This is a genomic window from Atribacter sp. (assembly GCF_035418125.1).
Lineage (GTDB): Bacteria > Atribacterota > Atribacteria > Atribacterales > Atribacteraceae > Atribacter > Atribacter allofermentans.
Genome location: NZ_DAOLQM010000005.1, coordinates 4,254 through 29,378 on the forward strand (window position 1 = coordinate 4,254; position 25,125 = coordinate 29,378).

Consider the following 25,125-nt stretch of genomic DNA (forward strand, 5'->3'; position numbering starts at 1 on the left):
CTTTTACGTAAGTTTGGAGTGGAGGAAGATATATGATTGAATCAAAACTGGGCGAATGTGTTTTCACTCGATCGGAAATTGAAAAAAGAGTGCAAGAAATCGCAGCTGAAATTAATCAGGATTATTTGGGGAAAAGGCCGTTGATTATTTCTATCCTTCGCGGTGCCATTTTTTTTACTGTTGACTTGGTTCGTTCGTTAACCATTCCTTTCGATCTCGACTTTATGGCTCTATCGAATTATAAAACTGGATTTAAGAAAGTTGAAATTGAAAAAGATGTCGATGAAGAAGTTGCCGATCGAGATGTCATCATCGTAGAAGATATAATCGATACCGGCCTAACCTTAAATTATTTAACCCGGGTTATGGAAAAGCGTTTTCCATCCAGTGTTGTAACTTGTACTTTTTTAGATTGTCCTGATCGACGGTTCATTGAGGTTCCCATACATTATTCATGCTTTGAAATCCCGGATATTTATGTCGTCGGGTATGGGCTAGATTTTCGTGGAGATTTTCGAAATTTGATGGAGATATATACTATATATGATCCCAGTGGTCGGAGCACACAAATATTAAAGCAGATGGGGAAAGGAGTTCCTCGATGAGCTATTTTCGAAAACATTTGGAATTAATAGCCGGCTATCAGCCTGGTGAGCAACCACAAGATGGCCAATATATTAAATTAAATACCAACGAGAATCCCTATCCACCCTCTCCGTTGGTTGTTGAGACTTTGATGGAAAATCTAACCAAGCATCGCTTATCCTACTATCCATCACCACTTTGTGATGAACTGAGGGAGCAAGCTTCAGCAGTATATGGGTATCCTTCCGATTGGATCTTGGTGGGAAACGGGTCAGATGAACTTTTAAGCATAGTTTTTCGGGCATTTCTGGGAAAAGGAGATTGGGTTTTATATCCATATCCAACCTATACCCTTTATCGAGTTCTTGCCTTGCTGCAAGAAGCCAATTTTGGAGAAATTCCTTTTGAAAAAGATTACTCAATTCCTAAGAAAGTTTTAACCGGTCAAGCTCAATTAAAGATTGTCTGTAATCCCAACTCTCCAACTGGAACTTTTTTATCAACGATGATTATCGAAAATTTAATCAAAAACTCATCCTGTCCAGTTATAGTTGATGAAGCCTATGTTGATTTTGCCTATGATAATGCTCTTTCACTGTTAAAAAGATTCCCTAATTTGATTATTTTACGAACTTTGTCTAAATCTTTTTCATTAGCTGGTATACGGGTAGGATTTTTGATTGCCCAACCTGAAATGATTCAAGGTTTACTGAAAGTAAAAGATTCTTATAATGTAAACTGGTTTTCTCAAAAAGCTGCTATGGCAGCTCTACGAGACCTACATTATATGAGGAATAATGTGGAGAGAATTAAACAAACCCGGAAGGAATTTTCCCAAGCTATGAGCAAACTCGGATACGAAGTACTCCCTTCGGAAGCGAATTTTGTTATGGTTCGCAAACCAGGAGAAAACTTAGAATCAGAATATCTTTATCTTAAAAAAAACCATATACTCGTCAGATATTTTACTGAATGGCCAGATTCTATGCGAATATCCATTGGGACTGATTCGAATATGCAGCTTATAATCCAGATTCTGAAAAATATGACCAAGGATAATAAAAATGACCTTTAAATTAATGATTTGGGATTTGGACAATACTCTTATTGGCAGTTCAAAGCTCCTTTGGGGCGCTTTTAATATGGTTTTTGAAAAATATGCTGGTACAAAGCTAACCCCGAATGAAATTGTTCAACTTTATGGGCCTCCAGAAGGTGACGTAATAGAAAGAATCGTTGGAAGGCAAAGGAAGAATCAAGCTTTAGAAGATTTTTATACTTTCTATCGAGAGAATCATGATCTATTAATCAATACTTTTTCTCGGGTTTTTGATTTGATAGGCAAGCTTCGGCAAGGAGGAATCAAACAATCACTATTTACTTCGAAGGGGAGAAGAAGTGCGGATATCACTTTAGAAAGGTTAGGTATCGATAAATTGTTTGACTTCGTCGTCTGTGGTGATGAGATTCTTCGTCCAAAACCCTATCCTGATGGAGTGATAAAGATACTTTCATATTTTTCCCTTTCTCCAGAAGAAGTGATCTATTTTGGAGATTCACCTTTAGATATTCAATCGGCTCATCAAGCTGGGGTAAAGGGAGCCCTGGTTTTATGGGATTCGATACACCAAGATGCTTTGGGTGGTGAAAAGCCGGATTTTATTTTTTTAGATATACCTTCATTGGAGAAGTGGGTTGAGCAATATTATGCTTGGATTGAATGAGTGAAAGGCATCATCGATAGGTTGGTGGTAAAAATCGAAGTGTTATTGATAGAAAAATATATTTAAAAATGATTGACAATCAGAAAGGTGGAGATGAAAGTGGTAGTTTGGGTTTGTGAGTCTTGTGGATTTGAAAAAGAAGGTCGTTGTAAGCCGCAAAAATGTTCCAACTGTGGTGGGAAAGGTTCTTTTATAAAAAAGGAGGAAAACCAAAAGAAGGAGGAATAAAGTTGGTTAAAGATTCTTTTTCACAGGTAAAAAAAAGAGATGGATCAATAGAACCTTTCACCATAAAAAAAATAATCCGAGCCATAGAGCAAGCGCTTCTTGCTACTGGTTTTTATCAACCGGGGAAGGCTGAAGGGTTAGCTCATGAAGTAATAGAAAACTTGAGTATCAATCGGGAAAGACCAATACCACTGGTTGAAGAAATTCAGGACGAAGTGGAAAGAGTTTTAATGAGCCACTCTTTACTACAGGTTGCAAAAGCCTATATCCTTTATCGGGAAAAACGAAGAGAAATTAGAGAAGCCAAGTGGAAATTATTTGGGATTCACGATGATTTAAAGCTGAGCTTCAATGCTATCCAAGTTCTAAAAGAACGGTATCTGGTTAAAAACGAAGAAGGCGAAGTTCAGGAAACTCCCAAGGCTATGATGAAGCGAGTAGCGAGGGCGGTGGCTGAAGCCGATCGTTTATATGGACAGGATGTTAGTGAGAGTTACGAAAAATTTTACCATCTGCTCACCTCCCTAGAGTTTTTACCGAATTCACCAACCTTGATGAATGCAGGAACCCCGCTGGGACAGCTTTCAGCTTGTTTTGTTCTTCCGGTTGAAGATTCAATTGAAGGCATTTTTAATACCCTGAGAGATATGGCTATCATTCATAAATCAGGAGGAGGTACTGGTTTTAATTTTTCTCAGCTTCGCCCCAAGGGAGATCGGGTTTCATCAACTGGCGGCAGAGCTTCGGGACCGGTTTCGTTTATGCGGATATTTGATACAGCTACCGATGTTGTGAAGCAAGGGGGTCGGAGACGTGGAGCCAATATGGGAATTCTTCGCTTCAACCATCCGGATGTCCGTGAGTTTATTAGAGCCAAGAATCAAGCAGGTTTTCTTGAAAACTTTAATCTATCGGTAGCCATTTCTGATGAAGAAATGGAAAGGGTACACCAGGGTGAAAAAATAGACTTGATTGACCCGCATTTAAGAAAAGCGGTATCAACGATTAACGCTCGAGAGCTATTTGATCTGATTGTTGAAAGTGCTTGGAAATCGGGAGAACCAGGTATAGTTTTTTTAGATGAAATCAATCGAAATAACCCCACTCCTTCTTTGGGGTCACTCGAAGCAACCAATCCTTGCGGAGAAGTTCCATTACTCCCCTATGAGTCTTGTAATTTAGGTTCCATAAATCTTTCCAAAATGAGTGCTGATGGAAAGATTGATTATCAAAAACTGCAAAGAGTTGTTTTTGATGCCGTCCATTTTTTAGATAATATCATTGATATCAACCGTTATCCCTTACCAATGGTTGAAAAAATAGTAAAAGCCAATCGAAAAATCGGTTTGGGGGTTATGGGATTTGCCGATTTGCTATGCAAGCTTGGCATTTCTTACCATTCAGAACAAGCTCTTCAAATCGCTGAGCAGCTCATAACTTTTATTACTTCTGAAGCGAAGATGGCTTCGAAAAAATTAGCAGAAAAAAGAGGTGTTTTTCCCAATTACCCAAAGAGCATCCCTGCTACCAAGAATTTACCTCTTCGAAATGCAACTTTGATTTCGATTGCTCCTACCGGAACAATTAGTCTGATTGCCGGATGTTCCAGTGGCATAGAACCGTATTTTGCCCTTATTTATCGACGTTATGTTTTAGAAAATACCGAGTTGATTGAAATTAATCCCTTACTGGAAGAAAAGCTAAAGGCCTTAAAAATTGAAGAGAAAATTCGAAAATCAATCTGGGAAAAAGGTTCTCTAAAAGATATTGATGGAATACCTGAACATCTTCATTCGCTTTTTCTTACTGCTCTTGAAATCCCTCCAACTTTTCAAGTTCAAATCCAGGCAGTATTTCAAAAACAAGTTGATAATGCAGTGTCTAAAACCATCAACCTTCCAACCGATGCCACCCTCGAAGATGTTGGTCAGGCCTATTTTTTGGCTCATCAACTCGGTTGCAAAGGAATAACAGTCTATCGTTATCAAAGTCGAGAAAGTCAAGTTTTATATTTAGGCTCCGGAGCAAAAGAATGTGAAAACTGTTAATTATGAATGGATGTAAATTTAATTAAGTAGTTTCATCCTTTCGGTTAAAAATGATAATTCCAATCAAAAGGCTTCCCAGAAAGTAAAATCCAACAATAATATAGGAAAAAATTAAAGAATTCCATTCGATAGTCTGATTCATTAAGTTTTGCCAGGAAAGTAAATGACGAGTTATCAGGAAAGGAGAAATAGGTTTAAAGACTTCAAGGTTTTGAACGACTGTTGAGGCTGCGGTAAAAATTAAGGTGAAAATTGGGCTGGCCAAAGAATGGCTCATAAAGGAAGAAAGACATAGAGCAATGGAAGCATAGGTGAGAATATAGAATGAAACGGTCAGGCCAGCTAAGATAAGCCTTAATATTGCTTCTTGGGCACTTAAGGTAAAAAAGCCAGCGCTCATGTTATTTAGTTCAACCGGTAGAACCACTGAACCACCTCCAAAAAGAAAGAAGCCCAAGAGACTGGTAATCAATAAAGTGGAAAAAACAATAAAAAGTGAGTAGAGGATAATTAAACTTAATTTTCCTAAATAAATGCGAACGCGGGGGACTGGTCGGGTTAGAATCATACGGAGAGTCCCTTTAATCCGTTCACCGGCAATACTTTCACCAGCAATTAAAACCGCAACTACTGGTCCTACGACTGCTAAAGGATAGAGAGTTAAACCGGGGATGTAGAGACCACTTAATCGAAAACCAAGTTGCTTTAGAGGGAGAAGAGAAGGATTGTACCAAACGTTAATTCCAATCAGTATTCCCAATCCCCATAAGACGATTAGACCCCCATAAGTTCGATAATTTGCCCTGATTTTTTGTATTTCAGAACCAAGAATATTCATTGATCATCTCCTTCGATAGTTGCCAGAAAGGCTTCTTCCAAACTGAGTTGGTGACGGAATATTTCATAAATTAAAATGTTTCTTTTTGTGAGTTCTTGAATTATTTCAGGTATTTGATTACCTTCAAAATGGACCAGAATATATTTTTCCTGAGTTCGGTAGGGAATATTCTTTTCTTTTAAAAAACTGAGCAAAGCCTCAACCGGAGTTGCTTGAATGCTGAATAAAGAGTCAAATAAAAAGTCTTTTACATCAACGGTTTTTATTATTTTTCCCTTATTAATTATGGAAATACGATTACAAATTTTCTGAACTTCACTGAGGAGATGGGAAGAAAAGAATACGGTGAGTCCATGTTCTTGGTTGAGTTGGAGTATCAAATTTCGAATACTTTTCACACCCTGAGGATCGAGTCCAGAAGTCGGTTCGTCTAAAACGATGATCTTTGGTCGGGGAAGTAATGCTTGAGCAATTGATAATCTTCTCTTCTGCCCATTGGAATAGACTCCTACTGGTTTATTGATAATGGTTTCTATCCCAACCATGGATGAAACCGATTCAATTTCTGAATTGCTTACCCGAAAGTTGGAAAGCGAAGCAAGTAAGTGTAAATTTTCCCTTCCACTTAAATTATCATAAAATGATGGGATATCGATAACCCCACCCATCATTTGTTTAGCCTGATTTAAATGGGCTGGACAGAGATAGTTAAAAACTTGAAAAGTACCCCGAGAAGGGCGTACCAAACCGAATAAAATACGTATAGTGGTGGTTTTCCCAGAGCCGTTATTTCCCAGGAAACCAAAGACATCACCTTGATTGACCTCGAGAATAATATCCTTGAGGACTGTATTTTCACCATAGCTTTTGGTAATATGATTAAACTTAAGAGCTGGATATCCGAATGGAGTTCACTCCTTTCTTATCACAGAGTATTATATTCAAAAAAGGGGTTGAGAAGAAGGGTGTATTTGACGTGGGAGAGATATAAAAATTTTATTGTTGACATGGATGGAGTTATTTATCGGGGGAAATATCCTCTTCCAGGAAGTGATGATTTTTTTCGCTTTCTTCGGGAACGAAAATCAAAAATTGCCTTTTTTTCGAATAACTCCACCATAACCAAAGATCAATATGTCGATAAACTAAAAAAAATGGATATTTATGCAATCAAGGATGAAATTATTAGCTCCAGCTCGATAACTGCCTACTACATTGCAAAAGAAAATCCTCAATCCAAAGTGTTTTGTATTGGAGAGGAAGGAATCCGCGATGAATTAAAGAAAAATGGTATAAAAATTATTGATGATTCCTCCCGTGAGAAGGTTGATCTGGTTATAGTGGGGATGGATCGGCATTTTAATTTTGATAAACTGACCAAAGCGATGAGGCATGTTTTAAATGGTGCTCAGTTATATGGTACCAATCCTGATTTGACCTATCCAATGGAAGATGGATTAATACCTGGTTGCGGAGCAATTTTAGCCAGCATTGAAGCCTGTACAGATACCAAAGCCAAAGTATTTGGAAAACCACGACCAGAATCAATCCAATTTCTGTTGGAAATGACCGGTTTTTCTATTGGAGATACGATTTTAATTGGTGATCGTTTGGATACCGATATCGTTTTAGCTAAGCAACAGAATATTTTTTCAATTTTGGTTTTAACCGGAGTTCACCAGGGAGAAGATGTAAAGAAAACCGGCATCATTCCTGATATGATTGTTGAAAACCTCATTGAGTTAAAAAAGATTATGTTGATGAAAGGAGAAACTTAAGGTGTTGTTTGAAACTGGAATGGGGGTAGGTTGATATGGCCGAGATTAAAATTTACGATACAACCTTGCGAGATGGTTCTCAAATGGAGGGAATCAATTTCTCCGTTCAGGATAAAATCCAAATTGCTTTAAAGCTTGATGAATTAGGTATCCATTATATCGAGGGTGGTTGGCCGGGATCAAATCCTAAAGATATCGCTTTTTTTGAAAAAGCTCAAAAAATTTCTTTCCGCAATGCGAAAATATGTTCTTTTGGAAGCACCAGAAAGGCAGAGACCAAACCAGATCAAGATAAAAACCTTCGGCTTCTCCTTGAAGCCGGTTCGCCGGTTATTACGATATTCGGAAAATCATGGACCCTACACGTAAAGCGAGCTCTACGTACCACATTGGATGAAAATCTAAAGATGATTAATGATTCCATCAACTTCTTAAAGTCAGCAGGAAAAACGGTTTTTTTTGATGCCGAGCATTTTTTTGATGGGTATAAACAGGATCGGGATTACGCATTAAAAACCATAGAAGTCGCCTATAATGCCGGAGCTGATGCAATTATTCTTTGTGATACCAATGGTGGAGCGCTACCCTATGAAATAGAGCCTATTTTTTCACAAGTTATGTCTCAACTCCCGAAATCTTTTGAAATTGGGATGCATGCTCATAACGACGGTGGAGTTGCTGTAGCCAACAGCTTAGTTGCAATAAGCTGTGGAGCAAACCAAATTCAAGGAACTTTTAATGGATATGGAGAACGTTGTGGGAACGCCAATCTTTGCAGCATTATTCCCAATATGGTTTTAAAAATGGGGATTTCTTGTTTATCTGAAGAAAAATTAAAAAATTTGGTAGATGTTTCGCGATTCATTGACGAAACCGCAAATATGCGACCTAACCGTTATCAACCCTTCGTCGGTAAGAGTGCCTTTACTCATAAAGGAGGTATTCATGCCAGTGCAATCATGAGGGATCCGTTAACCTATGAACATATCATTCCAGACCTAGTGGGTAATCAAAGGCGAATTTTAGTTTCAGAGCAAGCTGGCAAGAGTAATATCCTTTATCGAGCTCATCAGGCTGGGGTTGATTTGCAACCCGATGATTCTCGTGTGACTTCCTTAATAGAGAAGATAAAAGAGTCTGAATCTTATGGATATCAGTATGAAGGAGCCGATGCTTCTTTTGAGATGATGCTCCGTGAAGCCTTAGGTGAAACCATGAATTTTTTCACCTTACAAGGATTTCGGGTAATCGTAGAAAAAAGAGGAGACGAAGGAGTGATTACCGAGGCAACCATTAAGCTAAATGTTGAAAACCAAATGGTTCATACTGCTGCAGAAGGCGATGGTCCAGTTCATGCTTTGGATAATGCTCTTCGGAAAGCTCTTGAGAATTTATATCCTCAGTTAAAAAGAATCCGTTTAAGCGATTACAAGGTTCGGGTCTTAAATGAAAAAGACGGAACTGCGGCTAAAATTCGGGTTTTAATACAGACAACCGATGGTAGCCATACTTGGGGAACGGTTGGTGTTTCAACCGACATAATAGAAGCGAGCTGGGAGGCTTTAGAAGATAGTGTAAAATATGGACTATGGCAAAAAACCAGAGAAGAAAAATAAAATCTAAAATAATTTATAAAGGATTTACCAAAATTAATGACGTTCATTTTGATTGGAACGTCAAAACGGATAATTTTTTTAATGGTTTTCCCGTTCCTCCCTTTGTGAGTTGGACAATTAATACCGATCGGATTAGCAGCTTTAATCGCAATATTCTCCAGCCAAACCAACAGATTGTATGGATTGGCAAAGACGATATTATTCAATTTTTAGAATGTTTTTATGCTGAATCTGAGTTGATACAAAACCATCAAAGCTATCATTTTTGTTCGTCATCTCGCCCAGAATATCTTTATAAACTAAGCCATTCTGTCGATCTTTTAAATACAGTATTTGTTGTTTTGGGGCGCACCTTAGACGAACTTGACCTCATTAAATTGGTTATGATGCTAAACGAGGGGAAAAGGGTGTTTATTGGTCCGGAAGTTGGAATGATGTCAGAATTAGCTCGTTTACTTTTTTTTCCTTTTTATCCGGTCGAAACTAAAAATTGTCGTTTTTGGCATCATTCTGAGTTACTGTATTTTCCATTACATTCCATGGGTCTCCCGATCAGAGATATGGTTGAAGGATGCGAAGAAGGCTTTTCATCTTATAGAGATGATGCAATGTTCACAGCTCAAATAGTTTATCAAATTCAATTAAAAGGGATTCAGAGGCTTTATTTTATTGTCAATTCCTATCCGGTTTATTCTCTTTTAAAAGCTCTGGAACCCTTATTAGAAGAAAGTTTGAATGGAGAAAATCAGTGCTTTAAAATTAAAATTATTACTCTTGAATCATTAAAGAGTAGTTATTTGGAACACATTTTATCCTGTGATGATCGAGATGTGTTTTTTGTTCTGAATCAAAGTAAATCAAGTCAGTGCCTTCAAGTCCCTATCAATTTTCCTCAAGAGGTAAAAGAGGATTCTTATTTAGGAAAAGAACTGCAATTTTTAGATAAACAATCCTTTTCCGACTATGATTCGGCAACTATCGAGGCTCTTCAATATCAAATCAAAAAAAATGAGTCATCCTTTATTCATTTACAATATCCTAAAAATGATTTATACACTTTAGGTTTGTTAGTAGCTTATTTCTACTATTTTGCTTGTTATAGTTCTTGGTTAAGAGGTTATGATGTTTTAAACGATCCGCCCTTCGCCGAATTCGATCGGTTGATTTGGAAATTTATAAAAAAAACCTAATGAGTGATCGTAAAAATAAAAAACCAGTTTAATTTCCTTAGGAGAGATCAATTCAATGTACCAAATTATTGGCGATTTACACATTCATTCTATAGTAAGCGGACATGCTTTTAGTACTGTTCGGGAAATAGCCCTGGTAGCACAACAAAAAAACTTACAATTTATTGGTTTAGCTGAACATGGGCCAAGTATGCCCGGTGGTCCTTCCCCAATATATTTCGAAGCTCGAGGTCATTTTCCTAAAAAAATCGATAATATCGAAGTTTTCTTTGGAGCTGAAATTGATATTTTGGATGAAAATTCAACTTTAGATTTAGACAGTCAAAGTTTAAAAAAAATTGATTACGGAATTATATCTTTTCATCCTCAAGTATATCGGGGAGAAATACTTTCTGACTATACATCAATCTTAATTAAAGCTTTGGAAAATCCTTATATCAATATTATCGCTCATCTGGGAAACCCCCGTTATCCAGTGGATTATCCGTTGATAGTGAAGAAGGCGATTGACTATAACAAAGTGATTGAAATTAATAATAGTTCCTTTCACATCAGCCGCAAGGGGAGCTTAGAGAACTGTAAAATGATTGCCCAAGAGATCAAGAAGCAAGGTGGTTATATTATCGTAACCAGCGATGCTCATTATTGTGATGAAGTCGGTGATTATCAGTTGTCCTTAGATTTATTGGAAAGCATCAATTTCCCCAAGGAGTATATTATCAATGCATCTCCAAATATGTTTCAATCTTTTATGAATTCATTTCTTAAGATAAGAGGTAGAGAGCGATGAAAACAACTATAATTGATGGGAAAAAGGTTTCACAAGAAATTCGGGAAGAATTAAAACCACGGATTCAAAGTTTAACACAACAAGGCTTGAAACCGGGTTTGGCGGTTATTTTGGTTGGAGATGACCCCGCCAGCCAAGTATATGTCCGAAACAAAGAAAAAGCCTGTGAAAAACTGGGAATTTATTCCTTGAAACACCAGCTCCCTTCCACGACTGGTCAAACTGAACTCCTTCATCTCATTGATGAATTAAATAGCAATCCAGCCATCCATGGTATCCTCGTCCAATTGCCACTTCCCAAACATCTGGATGAAAAAAGGATTCTTTATCACATTAATCCACTCAAAGATGTTGATGGTTTTCACCCTTATAATTTAGGTCGTCTTATGATTGGTGATCCAATCTTTTTACCCTGTACGCCCTGGGGAGTTCAAGAGTTGTTATCTCGATACCAGATTGATATTTCGAGAAAACATGTAGTAATCGTTGGAAGAAGTAATATTGTTGGGAAACCGTTAGCTATGATGCTGGTTCAAAAAGCCAAGGCAGCCAACGCCACCGTAACCATTTGCCATACTGGAACTGAAAATCTTGCCCAACATACTCGAATGGCTGATATTTTGATTGCGGCTGCCGGTTCCCCTAAAATGATCACGGGAGAATTGATCCGAGAAGGAGCCGTGGTCATTGACGTAGGAATCAATAAAGTGGAATCCCAATTAGTCGGCGATGTTGATTTTGAGAGTGTTACGGATCGAGCTTCTTTTGTTACACCAGTTCCAGGTGGAGTGGGGCCAATGACGATTGCCATGTTGATGGCCAATACGGTTAAATCGGCAGAAAGAACCTTACAAAGATAATTTTATTTTAAAACTTCAATAAGCATTTTAATGATGTTTTTTATAAAGTTAAACTTTGGGTGTTGATGGATTCAAGTTCAACAAAAAAGCTCTTCAATAATATTTTAATGCCTAAAATACTTTATATGGGAGTGAGTCAAAAGAGTGACAAGAATAACCGTCCTTTCTGATACTCATATTCCTCAAAGAGCAAAAGATATTCCTCAAAGATTATGGGAAGAGATAAAACAAGCTGATTTAGTCCTACATGCCGGGGATGTGGTTACGCCCTTGGTTCTTGAAAACATAGCTCAATACACGCCCATTCGGGCAGTACGGGGGAATATGGATTCGGTTGAATTACAAACCGTTTTACCCGATCAGGATTTGGTTGAAATTGAAGGGGTTAAAATTGGGTTAGCTCATGGCCGAGGTGCCCCCAATCAAGTTAAGTTTTATGTTCAGTCACTTTTTGAAGGACAAGACTTACAGGTTTTAGTTTTTGGTCATTCCCATCGACCGGAATTAACCAAGGAGAATGGAGTATGGTATTTGAACCCAGGAAGTCCGACTGATAAAATTTTTACTCCCTATCTTTCCTATGCTCAGATGGAAGTTGATAAAGGATGCATTACTGAAATAAAAATTCTATCATTAACTTGAGGTGAATTAATGGCTGAAAAAATTTATTTAAACATCATCTGGCATATGCATCAACCCTATTACTATGATTCTTGCCAAGATATTTTTACCCTTCCTTGGGTCAGAACACATGCGACCAAAGACTATCTATTTATGGCGAAATTAGCTGATAGGTTTCCGCAAGTACGTATGACTTTTAACTTTACTCCGTCTCTTATAAAACAAATAAATCTCTATTTACAGGGAAAGACTGATTTAGTATGGAACCACTTTAAAAAAGAAGCTAAAAAACTCAGCAAAAAAGAAAAAGACTTCATTTTAGAGAATTTCTTCTTAGCCCCTTCACAAACCCAAACCAGCCATTTCCCTTTCTATGAAACCTTGAAAGAGAAAGCCAAACACAATATTCATAATTTCTCAACCCAGGATTGGCTCGATCTCCAAATTCTCTACCAGCTTCTTTGGTTTGATCCGATAACCATCAAAGATAATCCCGATTTGAGCGAGCTCATAAAACGAGGAAAGGAGTATACTGAAAAGGATAAAGCCATCATTAAACAAGTTACTTCAAAAATTATTGCTGAAATAATACCGATGTATAAAAAGTTACACGATAAAGGACAGATTGAAATTTCAACATCGCCTTTATACCATCCGATTATTCCATTATTGATCGATAATTGGGTTGCTAGTGAATCATCACCCGGAACCCACCTTCCCAGGTATCGTTTTCAATATATAGACGATGCTCAGAAGCAAATTCAAAAAGCCAAAGATGTTGCGGAGAGAATTTGGAAGACCGAAATTCGTGGAATTTGGCCTTCGGAGGGTTCAGTTAGCTCGGCAGCAGTGAGCTGTTTTGCTCAAAATGGTTTTTCCTGGACGGCAACTGGTGAAGAAGTCTTATTTCATACCTTAGGGTTACCCATTGAGAGAGATCAAAATGGTCTTTTAAATCAAGGTGAAAAACTCTATCAACCTTGGTTTTTCTCCAACGATAAAAACAATATAGCTATTTTTTTTCGTGACCGCCATCTTTCCGATTTGATTGGTTTTGCCTATCAACATCTTACTTTTGATGATGCAGTTAAGGATATGATTTCCAATTTAGAAAGAATTATGAACCGACTCCCTAACGGTTATAATCCAGTTTTATCTATAATTCTTGATGGGGAAAATGCCTGGGAGTATTATAATAATAATGGGTTTGATTTTCTCAATAATTTATATGAAGCCTTATCCCAACATTCCAGGATAACCACAACAACTCCCTCGGAATATTTAGCTCATTTTGACCAAAAACCCGCTCTCCATACTTTAGCACCCGGTTCCTGGATTTATGGTTCCTTAAATACCTGGATTGGACATGAAGAAAAGAATTGGGCTTGGGATCAGCTCTTCTTAGTCAGAAGATTATTGGCTGAAAAGGAAAAGGAGTTGGATGGGGAACGAAAGCAAGAAATTTTTAATATTTTGTATCAAGCAGAAGGAAGTGATTGGTTTTGGTGGCTAGGTCCAGACAATCCCTCGGTACAAAAAGAGGATTTTCGAAAGCAATTTTTATCTCTATTGGAAAAAATTTGTGATTTAATTGGCGAGAAATATCCTGGGGAGGGATAGCAGTGTTTAAAAATGAAGTGATAGCGATGATATTAGCTGGTGGAGAGGGGCGTCGGTTAAATATTCTTTCAGCTAAAAGGGCAAAACCAGCTGTTCCTTTTGGAGGGAAATACCGTATCATCGATTTTTGTTTAAGCAATTGTGTCAATTCGAGCATATATTGTGTGGGCGTTTTAACCCAATATAATCCCCGATCACTTCATGAGCATATCCGAATCGGGAAAGACTGGGACCTTGATCGACTCAATGGTGGAGTTTTTTTATTACAACCTTTTATCAGTGATGCTGATACCGATTGGTATCGAGGGACTGCTGATGCGATATATCAAAGTCTTCGTTTTATTCGAAATCGGGCTCCTGAGTTGGTACTCATTCTTTCTGGTGATCATGTTTATACTATGGATTACCGACATATGATTGAATTTCATAAGAAAAAAAAGGCTGATTTGACTTTAGCGGTCATGCAGGTTCCGATTGAGGAAGCTCATCGTTTTGGCATTATTACCATTGGCGCAGAAGGGGAAGTCGTCCGGTTTGATGAAAAACCCGAAGTTCCCAAAAGCAATTTAGTAAATATGGGAATTTATGTTTTTAACCGGAAAGTATTAGAAGAAGAAGTTGAAAAAGAAGCTTTACGTGAAGGGACTTCTTTTGATTTTGGTAGAGATATCATTCCTCGAATGATTCAAGATAAAAGAGTTTTTACCTATCCCTTTTCGGGGTATTGGAAAGATGTTGGCACTATTGATTCTTACTGGGAAGCCAACATGGAGTTATTGGGAGAAGAGAGTCCTTTAAAATTCAAGGAAATAAATTGGCCGGTTTATACTCCGGTTGCTGATCGGCCCCCGGTAAAATTTGGGCGCGATTCTCAGGTTGAAAACTGTATTATTGGGGAAGGAGCAATTATTAATGGAAAAGTAAGTCAATCAGTCATATTTAATGGGGTATATGTGAGCGAAGGAGCGAGGATTGAAGGATCAATTTTAATGAATGATTGTTATATTGGAAAAAATTCTCAAATGGAGAGGGTAATTTTAGACAAAGGAGTTATTATCGGTGAAGGATCTCGGATTGGAGGGGGTCAAGTATTGAATGTGAATAAAAAGTATCCTGAGGTTTTATGGAGCGGAATAACCATTATCGGAAAAAATTCCCGAATTCCATCAGGATGTGAAATAGGGAAAAATTGCATTATTGGTGCAGATTTGGATGAAAATGATTTCCCATCGTTAATAGTTCTTAGTGGTGAGACCATAGAAAAACCATCGATGGAGGTTTAGTTATGAAAAAATTTTCTTTTTTACTGATGGTTTTGTTTTTTTTGGTGGTTGGTATTCAACCGGCTTTGGCTCAGATATATGAATTTCAAGTCAATTTAAACGAACAAACCTATCTTGACTTGTTACCAGTTTCGCCATTTGTAACCGTACTTCCCGATAAAGGTAACTTTGCAACCTACTTTATCGGCGATCCGATTTCCCTAGTTTATGAAGCACTTAAAACCGGTTATGTGAGCATATTGGATTATACCGAAGATGAAAGAGTCCGGATTTTAAAAAATAACGAACCAGTTTCACCGGGTACAAAAAAAAGTATTCAAGGTATTGTTACTGAACCAGAAGGAATGGAAAGATTCCTCATTCTTCTTTCCCCGCGGGTCATACCCGATCGTATCTTGGTTCAAGCCATGAACAATCCATCCCGAATGAAGGAAGTTGTTGGTGAAAATATTTATCTCAACCGGAGTATCATTCAGGTTGTTGAAAAGAGAAAAGAAGAGTCGGTTGTTATTCGCTTTCATTCCGTACCGGAATCAATTTTAAGCGGAAGAAACTTGAGAATTCGAATGGTCATGACAGATAAAAACAATAACCCTCTGGTTAATAGAAGGGTTCAGTGGTATGCCAGCCAGGGGAGCTTGGATTTTTACCAGACCTATACCAATACTGCTGGAGAATCAGAAGTTTGGTTTATGGCTCCATTTGTTTCGGAAGAAACTCAAATCCAAATACAAGCTACTTATGAAGGTGACACTGCCTATAGCCCTATGGACGGGACCGTAACCATCATAGTTCAACCAGAAAAGAAATCGAGTATTTTAGCTCTATCTCCAAAAGATTTTTTAGTTACGAGCGGTGAGAGCATGAGTTTCCAAGCCCGGTTAACCGATAGTGATGGGAATCCTCTTTCCGGACAAGCTTTGATATGGTCTTCCAGTGTTGGTCAATGGGAAAAAAGAATGACGTCAACAGTATTTGATGGAACCTCAGCTAATCTTTGGATAGCGCCTTCTTCAGTGGTAAAAACGCCAGTGGAATTGAAAGTAAACTTTAGAGGAGCAATGTATTATAGTGGATTTGAGGATAACTCAATTGGTTCGGTTGAGGGGGTCGAGATTGTATCCGGACGGGGTACCTATTTTATTGATTTTTCAAGCGGAAAACCCGAAACGAACTTCGAGGAAAGTATTTATCGTGGAGAAAATATCTCGGGATTCACTCAAAACCCTGCCTCGGTCCTTGCCATGAGGTCGGGCGAATATTTGAATGTAAAATTTCAAGCTCCAGAAGGATGGAGTAATGCAGCTTGCTTTATTTGGGGAAAATCGAGTGGAAGTGTGATTATTCATGTTCATCTCAACGATAATAAAGTTTTCACAGGAAACATTATTGGCGGTCAGATTTTCCCTTTTGAATTCCAATCTTTTCAATTAGATCAATTTTTAATTACAGGAGAAAATCAATTGCGAATTGAAGTACAAGCCCCAGATGGAAGTGCCTTCTTTGCCATCCAACGTTTATTACTGGTTTTTTAGAATTTATGAAGTTGGTATTGAATGAGTATCGATAAAATTTCATCTCCAAAAACGTTAATATTATTTTGTAGTTATAGATGAGAGTGAAAACCTGGCAATTGGCATGGTTCTTTATTATTTGGGAGCAATTGCACCCCGACAATTTTTTTACTTTTTGTAGAAGTTTGATTTTCAAAACAGCAAGCGGTTTGTAGAAAAGAATCCCAAGCCACTTGTGTAGTACCAGATGAGGATGAGGGTGAAAGCCCAGAATGAGATTCTGGTTGGTTGCTATAATTGAGTTAACTATAAAAACGTCATGGATTTTTAGAGTGGAATAATTTAAAAGAATATTTTTAATTACACCGAAAAGTAGGGTAGGTGGGTAATATAATGCCATTCAAAGAGAATTGGTGGGAAGAGTTTGATTCGATGCAGAAAGAAATGCAGCGCTTTATGGAGCATGTTTCTGGAAAGAAACCTCATTTCTTAGGACTTTCTGAAAAAGCTTGGGAACCTTTATGTGATGTTTTTGAAACCGATGATAATTTTATTGTTGTGGTAGATCTCGCCGGAGTATTGGTCAATGAAGTCGACTTGACTATTCAATCACGAAAATTAATACTTAAGGGTGTGAGAAAGGAAGTTCCTTCACCCCCCAAAAGGGATTATCATCAAATGGAAATTCCCTTTGGTCCTTTTCAACGAGAAATTGATCTTCCTGAAGAGGTTGATGGAGAGACCATCAATGCCCGATATCGGGAAGGGTTCCTCATAGTTGAGTGCAAAAAGAAAAAAGTTATTACCGAACGGAGGATTCCTCTTGAGTAAGTGGGTGCTCTCAAAAATAAAAAATATCGGTTTAAAAAGAGAATTTTCTCAAAAATATAAAGTTCATTATAAATATTTCAACCCATTTCTTGATAAGAATATTGTTTATTAGGAAAGGATCCGACATGGAAGGATATATTGACAACTGGTTTACACTTTCGGAAGAGCCTCCAGAGATTAAAGCTGACCAAAATGTGATTTCCGAATCCATTGATCAGGAAAAAAAAGGTTTTGATATTCCGGAAAAAATTGCCGTACTTCCTTTAGATGAAAATGTATTATTTCCTGAGCTGGTCATGCCTTGGGTAGTTCATGGAGAAAAGTGGGTTAAATTAGTTAACGATGCGGTTTTAGGAAATAAAATGATTGGAGTTTTAACACTCCGTACCAAAAAAGAAGATGGAGATAACACCGTTTCAGCTCAGGATTTTTATGATATCGGTGTTGTAGGGCGAATATCCCGTTTATTAAAGCTCCCAGAAGATGCTATTCAAATATTGGTGTTTGGTTTAAATAAGTTTCGCGTTGTTGAATGGATTCAATGGGATCCATACCCTATGGCAAAAATTGAAATAATAAAAGAAGAAGAAATTAAAACTGATGAAACTGAAGCTTTAGTCCGCAACATATTAACCCTTTTTCAGAAGGTCGTTGAACTTGCTCCATATCTCCCCAAAGAAATATTTGTTGCTGCGATGAATATTAAACAACCCTCACGACTTGCCCATTTTGTAATTTCGAACCTGAATCTGGATGTAGAAAGCAAGCAAAATATTTTGTCAACCAACGAACTTATTGAGAAATTAAAAAAAGTAAATTATTATTTAACTCGAGAATTGGATATTCTCCAAATTGGCAGCAAGATTCAGACTCAAATTCAATCAGAGATGGCAAAAACTCAACGAGAATATTTCTTAAGAGAGCAGTTGAAAGCAATTCAACGTGAGCTTGGAGAAATGGATGAAAAAACCATTGAATTAAATGAATTGAAAGAAAAAATTGAAAAAGCCAAACTTCCGCCAGAAGTTTTGAAAGAAGCCGAGAAAGAACTGGAACGATTATCGAGAATTCCACCAGTTTCAGCTGAATATCCAGTCATTCGTAACTATCTTGATTGGATAACCGAACTTCCTTGGAACATAAGAACCGAAGACAGTTTAGATCTTAAAAAAGCTGAAAAGGTATTAAATGAAGATCACTATGACTTGGAAAAAGTAAAAGAAAGAATTCTTGAATACTTGGCAGTAGGTCATTTGAAAAAAGATTTAAAAGGACCAATACTTTGTTTTGTTGGTCCCCCAGGAGTTGGAAAAACTTCATTAGGAAAATCGATTGCCCGGGCATTGGGAAGAAAATTCGTACGGATATCCTTAGGTGGAGTACGAGACGAAGCGGAAATAAGAGGCCATCGCCGAACCTACGTTGGAGCACTTCCGGGTCGGATTATTCAGGGAATCCGAAAAGCAGGAAGCAATAACCCGGTATTTATGTTAGACGAGGTTGATAAAATCGGTTTAGATTTTAGGGGAGATCCTTCTGCTGCTCTCCTCGAAGTTTTAGATCCTGAACAAAATTCAACTTTTGTTGATCATTATTTAGCAGTTCCATTTGACCTATCGAAGGTTATTTTTATCGCAACTGCGAATATTCTGGATACCATTCCTCCAGCTTTGTTGGATCGAATGGAACTCATCCGAATCCCTGGTTATACTGATCCGGAAAAAATTGCCATTGCTCGCAAATATTTAATACCCAAGCAGAGCAAAGAAAATGGAATCGAGGATCAAACGGTTACGATAAGTGATGAAATTTTAATTAAAATGATTCGAGAATACACTCGTGAAGCGGGAGTCAGAAATTTAGAAAGAACAATCGCCACGGTTTGCAGGAAAATTGCTAAAGACGTTGCTTCAGGGAAAAAAGGACCATTTGTAGTTGACGAAGAAAATCTTAGAAAATATTTAGGTAAAAGAATTTATTTTGATGAGGTCATGTCGGGAAAGGATCGAGTTGGAGTTGCCACCGGTTTAGCTTGGACTCAAACTGGTGGAGAAATCCTTTTTGTTGAGTCTTCGGTCCTCTCAGGAAAAGGAAACTTGATATTAACCGGTAATATGGGAGATATTATGCAAGAATCGGCTCGTATTGCACTATCTTGTGTTCGGGAACGAGCGAAAAAGTGGAAGATTGATGAGAAGTTTTACGAAAAACATGATATTCATGTTCATGTCCCCGCTGGCGCTATACCAAAAGATGGTCCATCAGCAGGAATAACCCTGGTTGTTTCAATGGTTTCTTCTCTTTCGCAAATACCAGTAAAGCATTCCATTGCTATGACTGGTGAAATAACCCTTACCGGAAAAGTGCTTCCTATTGGTGGAATAAAAGAAAAATCTTTAGCAGCCTATCGATCAGGGATTAAAGAAGTTGTTCTACCTCAAGAAAACGAAAATGATTTAGACGATATACCGGCAGATGTGAGAAAAAAAATGAAATATCATTTAGTTAAAACAATTGATGAAGTCCTTAAAATTACCTTAAAAAAATCACCCCGAATGGTTAAAAAGAAAAAAACTTCTTCTCTTCAAGAAAAATAATGGCTGATTGAATCAGCACAAAAACATTTTTTAGTTCTTATTCAATATAAACAGGTTTGAGAAAGAGGGAATATTAAAATGGAGAAATCTCGAGAAGAATTTTTGAAAAAACTCATTGAAACTCCTAGTCCATCGGGGTTCGAAGAACAGATTCAAAAAATATTTGAGGAAAGGGTTCAAGGTAAGGTTGACAAATTTTACAAAGATTACCACGGCAATGCCATTGGTGTTATTTATCCTGATGCTTCGTTTCGAGTTATGTTGGCAGGACATTGTGATGAAGTCGGCTTGATGGTGGAATTTATTAATGATCAGGGGTACATACATTTTTCCACTATTGGAGGAATCGATTCTCATGTTACCCCTGGAAAAAGAGTCATTATTCATAGCTCTCAAGGACCAGTTAAGGGAGTAATCGGAAAAAAGCCCATTCATTTGATGGAAGAAAAAGAACGTCAAAAAGTGATTAAATTTGAAGAGCAATGGATTGACGTGGGCGCAAAAAATAAGGAAGAACTCACCAAAATTGTACAAATTGGCGATCCAATCACCATGGATGTTGGTTTTGACCAATTACTTGGAAGTCGAGTTGTTGGTCGAGGATTCGATGATCGGGTGGGAGCTTTTATTGTTGCCGAGGTTCTTCGAATGGTTCAAAAAGAGAAGTTGCAATGTGGTGTATATGGTGTGAGTACGGTACAAGAAGAACTCGGTCTCAGGGGAGCAAGAACCAGCGCTTTCAGAATCGATCCTCATTTAGGAATCGCAATTGATGTGACCTTTGCTTCTGACTGTCCTGATATAGATAAGAGAAAGGTTGGAGACGTGTCTTTGGGCAAGGGCCCGGTCATTTCACGAGGTCCGAATATTAATCCCCATATTTTTCGAAAATTAGTAGAGGTGGCAACCCAAAAAAACATTCCCTACCAAATACAAGCTGAATCACGTGCTACAGGGACCGACGCCAACAGCATTCAAATCAATCGCCAAGGAGTTGCTACCGGTTTGTTAGGCATTCCCAATCGATATATGCATACTCCTTCTGAGGTGATTGATTGTGATGATTTGGATGCAGCCATTCAATTATTGGCCGGATTCTTAGAAAACATTCATCCCGAGGAAAATTGGATACCTTAAAAATTTTTATATCACCGGATAGTTAATACAGAAAAAAGGATACAGTCGAAAAGATAAAGAGTTTGAAGAAGTTTGGAGGAAAGTCATGTCGGAACTGAGAAAAGATCCTGTTGTTGACCGGTGGGTCATTATTGCCAATGAAAGAAGTTTAAAACCCTATGATTTTGGAGTACATGGAGAAATACGAAAACCTGGTCCTTGTGTTTTTTGTGAAGGGATGGAAATGCACACTCCGAAGGAGGTTTTTTCCGTTCGAGATAAGCATACCGAGATAAATCAACCAGGTTGGAGAGTTCGGGTGGTCCCGAATAAATTTCCCGCTTTGCGGATTGAAGAACCCTTTGCCCATTGTATAGATGGAATTTGTGAATCTCTCAGTGGTTCAGGAGCACATGAAGTTATTATTGAAACTCCCGATCATTACTTAGAGCTTGGTGATCTTTCGGTGAAACATATTGCTGAAGTTATGTATGTTTATCGGGAAAGAATGTGCGATTTGGAAAGAGACCATCGTTTTCGTTATTGCATTATCTTTAAAAATCAAGGAGCTTTAGCGGGGGCTTCGATTCAACATGCTCACTCCCAGCTTATTGCTATTCCAGTGATTCCCAAAAGGGTGAAAGAGGAACTGCTTGGTGCTGATAAATATTATCAAGAAAAAGGTCATTGCATTTTTTGTGATATTGTTCAATACCACCAAAATAATAATCAAAGGATGATTATCGAAAACGAACAGTTTTTAGCGTTTGTTCCCTATGCTCCTCGATTTCCTTATGAAATTTGGATATTACCAAAAAAACACTCATCTCATTTTATGAAAATTGAAGACCAAGAATTAAATTATTTATCAGAAATATTGAAAAAATTACTGGTATCTATGAAAAAATCGCTGAATGATTCTCCCTATAATTTGATTCTTCATGCTGCTCCTTTTGAACGAAAAGAAGAAAAATCATACCAGGATAGCTATCATTGGCATATGGAAATGTTGCCTACTATAACCAAGGTAGCTGGATTTGAATGGGGTACTGGGTTTTATATTAATCCAGTAATTCCCGAAAATGCAGCAGAAATTCTCAGAAAGAATATACCCATTAAGATTTAGTTCTTTTTAATTGAAATTCAGGGTACAGCTGTATAATAATAGGAATTCTCAGCAATTGGTCACAGATTCATAATGGTTTGATGGTGATGCATAGGAGGTGAGCCAGATGTCGATTCGATTTGCGCTCATTTTGGCCGGTGGGAAAGGGAATCACTTGAGTGTTTTATCAATAGAAAGAGCCAAAGCAGCTGTTCCCTTCGGAGGTTTTTATCGATTAATTGATTTTCCCTTAAGTAACTGTATTAATTCAGGTATCTATGACGTTGGTATTTTGACCCAGTACCAACCGCGTTCGTTGATAGAGCACATTGGGGTTGGGCGTCCCTGGGACATGGACCGAAAAAAGGGTGGAATAGAGCTCCTTCAACCTTATTTAGGAAAAACCGTTGGAGGTTGGTATCGTGGAACTGGAGACGCTGTTTATCAGAATTTGAATATTATTAAGAGAAAAAAGTTGGATCATCTTTTAGTGCTTTCCGGTGACCACGCCTATATGATGGATTATAATTCTCTTATGGATTATCACCTGGATAATGATGCCGACGTTACCTTAGTAGTGACCCGGGTGAAAACTGAAGATCGGTCACGGTTTGGAATTTTAGAAATCGACGGTAAGAACCAAGTTATTGGTTTTGAAGAAAAACCATCACAGCCAAAAACCAATATTGCTTTCATGGGAATTTATATTTTTCGTTTAGAATTTTTAAATGAATGTTTACAAAAAAATGCCCAAGAATCGAAATATGATTTAGTCAACAATGTTATTATTGAAAATTTAAATTCTATTAAAATTCAAGCTTTTTTCTTTGATGGTTGTTGGTTTGATACTGGAACCATAAAGGCGTATTGGGAAGCAAATATGCATTTATTAGAGCCTCTTCCCTGTTTTAACTTATATGATCCGAATTGGGTAATTTATACCAATCGATCTCAAAATCCTCCTGCCAAGATTGGAAAGGGGGCTTTGGTCCAATCATCGATAATTGGTGAGGGGACTGTTATCCATGGCGAGGTGATCCATTCAGTTGTTTTTCCTGGAGCAGTAATTGAAAAAAATGTGAAAATTTACGATTCGATAATATTTAATGATTCAATAATTAAAGCTGGTTCAGTGGTGGAGAGAAGTATACTGGATAAAAATGTTATTGTGGGGGAGGATTCGATTATAGGAGCAGGAGATGATTACACTCCCAACCGACTTCGACCGGATATACTGAGTTGGGGTGTTAATTTGGTAGGTAAAAATTCTCAAATTCCTCTTCACTCCATAATTCCCCGAAATTGTTTAATTGGTATTAATGTCCCCACCAGTCGTTTTGGAAAAATTACTGAGCTGAAAAGTGGATCAGTAATTATGGGATAGCGTGAGAAAAGAAATCTTGGAGGGAGGTTAGTTCTTTGATCCTTGGACTCTTGATAATAATTCTCATTTTGTATGGGCTCGTATTATTTTGGGTTTTGAATGAGCGTCTGAAAAGCATTTCATTGATGATACATAAAAATAATGAAAATTTAAAAAAAATGGAAGAAAAATTTTCTTTGTTGTTGAGTTTGACTGAGGAAAGGGGGAGTAAGAAAACATCAGTAGATGTAGAAGATTCTTTTTGTTTTGATGTATTTGAAGATCAAAAGGATGAATCAGATTCGAAAGGAGATATATGATGAAACGAAGATATTCAGTTTTTATAGTAAGTATCATTTTTATGATTGGTATTTTTTTGTTTTCTATCCAAAGCATAGCTCAAGAAAATTCAAGTGCTGAAGGTGCCGTTGAAGAAGCACAGAATATCGAAACACCAGTTACGAACGAACAAGTCGTCATTGCTGAAGTCAATGGAGAACCGGTTTATTTAGCTGAGTTAAAAGAAATTTGGGATACCATGCCAGAAAATTATCGAACCCAGTTTCCTGGTGGATTTAAAGATTTATTAGAACAATGGATACGTCAAGTTCTTTTGGTCCAAGAAGCGAAGAAACTTGGTTTGGCCGATGATCCAGATGTGAAGAAAAAAATTGAAAATGTAACCCAGCAGATCATGATTCAAGAATTTGTGACTCGAGAAATAATTGAAAAGGCTGTGGTTTCTGATGAAGAGATCGAAAAAGAATATTCATCAAATCCGACCCTTTATACCGAAGCAGAACAGGTAAAAGCCAGGCATATCATGGTGAATACGAAAGAAGAAGCCGATGTAGTTCAAAAGGAATTGAAAGAAGGGAAACCTTTTGAGCAAGTAGCCAAAGAGAAATCTCAGTCTCCTGATGCCCAAACTGGCGGAGAGATGGGTATGATACGCAAAGGCGATCTTGAGCCAGAGATGGAAAAGGTTTTATTTGATCTGGCTCCTGGCAATGTGAGCGAATCAATCGAAACCGATTATGGTATTCATGTTTTCTTAGTTGAAGATCATTTGCAGCCTCGGTTGAAAGACCTTGCTGAAGTAAAAGAAGAAATCCGTACCAAGCTGCTTCCCAAAGTTCAGCAAGAGGCATTTGAAAAAATGATCGAAGCTATGAAAAATAAATCAGAAATTGCCATTCTTGAAGAAAACCTTCCTAAAGAGGAAATACCCGAAGCTCCGGCAACTGATACCAACCCAGAAACAGTCACCCCTCCAGCTGAATAATAAGTTAAAGGATGGGATTCCTCCAAAGAAGTGCTTTACAACAGCGAATCCCATCCAGTAAAAAAATAACCATTTTTACAGGCAGCGATAAACCCCTAATAAATTGCAAAAAATCCTGAATTCGGTTATATTG

23 protein-coding genes are annotated in these 25,125 nt (G+C 37.7%); 21 read left to right on the forward strand and 2 right to left on the reverse strand.

Going from position 1 to position 25,125, the window contains the following annotated elements; translation table 11 throughout:
- Positions 1-32 precede the first annotated feature (32 nt).
- From hpt to PLK24_RS00815, 5 genes are all read left to right on the forward strand, one after another.
- Positions 33-605 carry a hypoxanthine phosphoribosyltransferase gene (hpt, locus tag PLK24_RS00795; protein ID WP_324475784.1) on the forward strand — a complete coding sequence of 191 codons (573 nt, stop codon included), beginning with the start codon at positions 33-35 and terminating at the stop codon, positions 603-605.
- Entirely contained in the window at positions 602-1,660 is a 1,059-nt protein-coding gene (gene hisC / locus PLK24_RS00800; RefSeq protein ID WP_324475785.1) for a histidinol-phosphate transaminase, read from the forward strand. Before hpt ends, hisC begins: the two co-directional genes overlap by 4 nt.
- Positions 1,650-2,309: an HAD family hydrolase gene (locus tag PLK24_RS00805; RefSeq protein ID WP_324475786.1), complete on the forward strand. Its 660-nt coding sequence runs from the start codon at positions 1,650-1,652 to the stop codon at positions 2,307-2,309. The genes hisC and PLK24_RS00805 overlap by 11 nt, the downstream gene beginning before the upstream one ends.
- A 93-nt stretch (positions 2,310-2,402) precedes the next feature.
- Positions 2,403-2,537: an RCKP-type rubredoxin-like domain-containing protein gene (locus tag PLK24_RS00810; RefSeq protein ID WP_502876035.1), complete on the forward strand. Its 135-nt coding sequence runs from the start codon at positions 2,403-2,405 to the stop codon at positions 2,535-2,537.
- A 2-nt stretch (positions 2,538-2,539) separates the two neighbouring features.
- The gene (locus tag PLK24_RS00815) at positions 2,540-4,585 is read left to right on the forward strand and encodes an adenosylcobalamin-dependent ribonucleoside-diphosphate reductase (protein WP_324475788.1); all 2,046 of its coding nucleotides are present in this window, start codon (positions 2,540-2,542) and stop codon (positions 4,583-4,585) included.
- A 22-nt stretch (positions 4,586-4,607) separates the two neighbouring features.
- On the opposite strand, the gene PLK24_RS00820 is transcribed toward PLK24_RS00815, so the two are convergent.
- Positions 4,608-5,423, reverse strand: a complete 816-nt coding sequence (locus tag PLK24_RS00820; protein ID WP_324475789.1) for a DUF2705 family protein — start codon at positions 5,421-5,423, stop codon at positions 4,608-4,610.
- Positions 5,420-6,298, reverse strand: a complete 879-nt coding sequence (locus PLK24_RS00825) for an ABC transporter ATP-binding protein (RefSeq protein WP_324475811.1) — start codon at positions 6,296-6,298, stop codon at positions 5,420-5,422. The genes PLK24_RS00820 and PLK24_RS00825 overlap by 4 nt, the downstream gene beginning before the upstream one ends.
- Positions 6,299-6,394: 96 nt before the next feature.
- On the opposite strand from PLK24_RS00825, the gene PLK24_RS00830 reads away from it, so the two are divergent.
- The 16 genes from PLK24_RS00830 (at position 6,395) to PLK24_RS00905 (ending at position 24,992) form a co-directional block, all read left to right on the forward strand.
- A complete protein-coding gene (locus tag PLK24_RS00830; protein WP_324475790.1) occupies positions 6,395-7,201 on the forward strand; it encodes an HAD-IIA family hydrolase in 807 nt (268 codons plus the stop codon).
- Between the two features lie 35 nt (positions 7,202-7,236).
- Positions 7,237-8,817, forward strand: coding sequence for a citramalate synthase (gene cimA / locus PLK24_RS00835; RefSeq protein WP_324475791.1), 1,581 nt, complete (start codon positions 7,237-7,239; stop codon positions 8,815-8,817).
- Positions 8,790-10,007 (forward strand): hypothetical protein, encoded by a 1,218-nt coding sequence (locus tag PLK24_RS00840; protein ID WP_324475792.1) that lies wholly within the window; start codon positions 8,790-8,792, stop codon positions 10,005-10,007. The genes cimA and PLK24_RS00840 overlap by 28 nt, the downstream gene beginning before the upstream one ends.
- A 55-nt stretch (positions 10,008-10,062) precedes the next feature.
- The gene (locus PLK24_RS00845) at positions 10,063-10,797 is read left to right on the forward strand and encodes a phosphatase (protein WP_324475794.1); all 735 of its coding nucleotides are present in this window, start codon (positions 10,063-10,065) and stop codon (positions 10,795-10,797) included.
- The gene (gene folD / locus PLK24_RS00850) at positions 10,794-11,657 is read left to right on the forward strand and encodes a bifunctional methylenetetrahydrofolate dehydrogenase/methenyltetrahydrofolate cyclohydrolase FolD (RefSeq protein ID WP_324475795.1); all 864 of its coding nucleotides are present in this window, start codon (positions 10,794-10,796) and stop codon (positions 11,655-11,657) included. Before PLK24_RS00845 ends, folD begins: the two co-directional genes overlap by 4 nt.
- A gap of 144 nt (positions 11,658-11,801) precedes the next feature.
- Positions 11,802-12,299 carry a metallophosphoesterase family protein gene (locus PLK24_RS00855; RefSeq protein WP_324475796.1) on the forward strand — a complete coding sequence of 166 codons (498 nt, stop codon included), beginning with the start codon at positions 11,802-11,804 and terminating at the stop codon, positions 12,297-12,299.
- 9 nt (positions 12,300-12,308) lie between these two features.
- Positions 12,309-13,898: a glycoside hydrolase family 57 protein gene (locus PLK24_RS00860; protein WP_324475797.1), complete on the forward strand. Its 1,590-nt coding sequence runs from the start codon at positions 12,309-12,311 to the stop codon at positions 13,896-13,898.
- Between the two features lie 2 nt (positions 13,899-13,900).
- Positions 13,901-15,181: a glucose-1-phosphate adenylyltransferase gene (locus PLK24_RS00865; protein WP_324475798.1), complete on the forward strand. Its 1,281-nt coding sequence runs from the start codon at positions 13,901-13,903 to the stop codon at positions 15,179-15,181.
- A gap of 2 nt (positions 15,182-15,183) precedes the next feature.
- Positions 15,184-16,716, forward strand: coding sequence for a hypothetical protein (locus PLK24_RS00870; RefSeq protein WP_324475799.1), 1,533 nt, complete (start codon positions 15,184-15,186; stop codon positions 16,714-16,716).
- A 372-nt stretch (positions 16,717-17,088) separates the two neighbouring features.
- Entirely contained in the window at positions 17,089-17,526 is a 438-nt protein-coding gene (locus tag PLK24_RS00875; RefSeq protein ID WP_324475800.1) for an Hsp20/alpha crystallin family protein, read from the forward strand.
- 125 nt (positions 17,527-17,651) lie between these two features.
- Entirely contained in the window at positions 17,652-20,123 is a 2,472-nt protein-coding gene (gene lon, locus PLK24_RS00880) for an endopeptidase La (RefSeq protein WP_324475801.1), read from the forward strand.
- A 78-nt stretch (positions 20,124-20,201) separates the two neighbouring features.
- Positions 20,202-21,260 (forward strand): M42 family metallopeptidase, encoded by a 1,059-nt coding sequence (locus tag PLK24_RS00885; RefSeq protein WP_324475802.1) that lies wholly within the window; start codon positions 20,202-20,204, stop codon positions 21,258-21,260.
- A gap of 25 nt (positions 21,261-21,285) precedes the next feature.
- A complete protein-coding gene (gene galT / locus PLK24_RS00890) occupies positions 21,286-22,365 on the forward strand; it encodes a galactose-1-phosphate uridylyltransferase (protein ID WP_324475812.1) in 1,080 nt (359 codons plus the stop codon).
- 106 nt (positions 22,366-22,471) lie between these two features.
- Positions 22,472-23,728, forward strand: coding sequence for a glucose-1-phosphate adenylyltransferase subunit GlgD (gene glgD, locus PLK24_RS00895; RefSeq protein ID WP_324475803.1), 1,257 nt, complete (start codon positions 22,472-22,474; stop codon positions 23,726-23,728).
- A 125-nt stretch (positions 23,729-23,853) separates the two neighbouring features.
- Positions 23,854-24,027 carry a hypothetical protein gene (locus tag PLK24_RS00900; protein WP_324475804.1) on the forward strand — a complete coding sequence of 58 codons (174 nt, stop codon included), beginning with the start codon at positions 23,854-23,856 and terminating at the stop codon, positions 24,025-24,027.
- Positions 24,024-24,992 carry a peptidylprolyl isomerase gene (locus PLK24_RS00905; RefSeq protein ID WP_324475805.1) on the forward strand — a complete coding sequence of 323 codons (969 nt, stop codon included), beginning with the start codon at positions 24,024-24,026 and terminating at the stop codon, positions 24,990-24,992. The genes PLK24_RS00900 and PLK24_RS00905 overlap by 4 nt, the downstream gene beginning before the upstream one ends.
- Positions 24,993-25,125 lie beyond the last annotated feature (133 nt).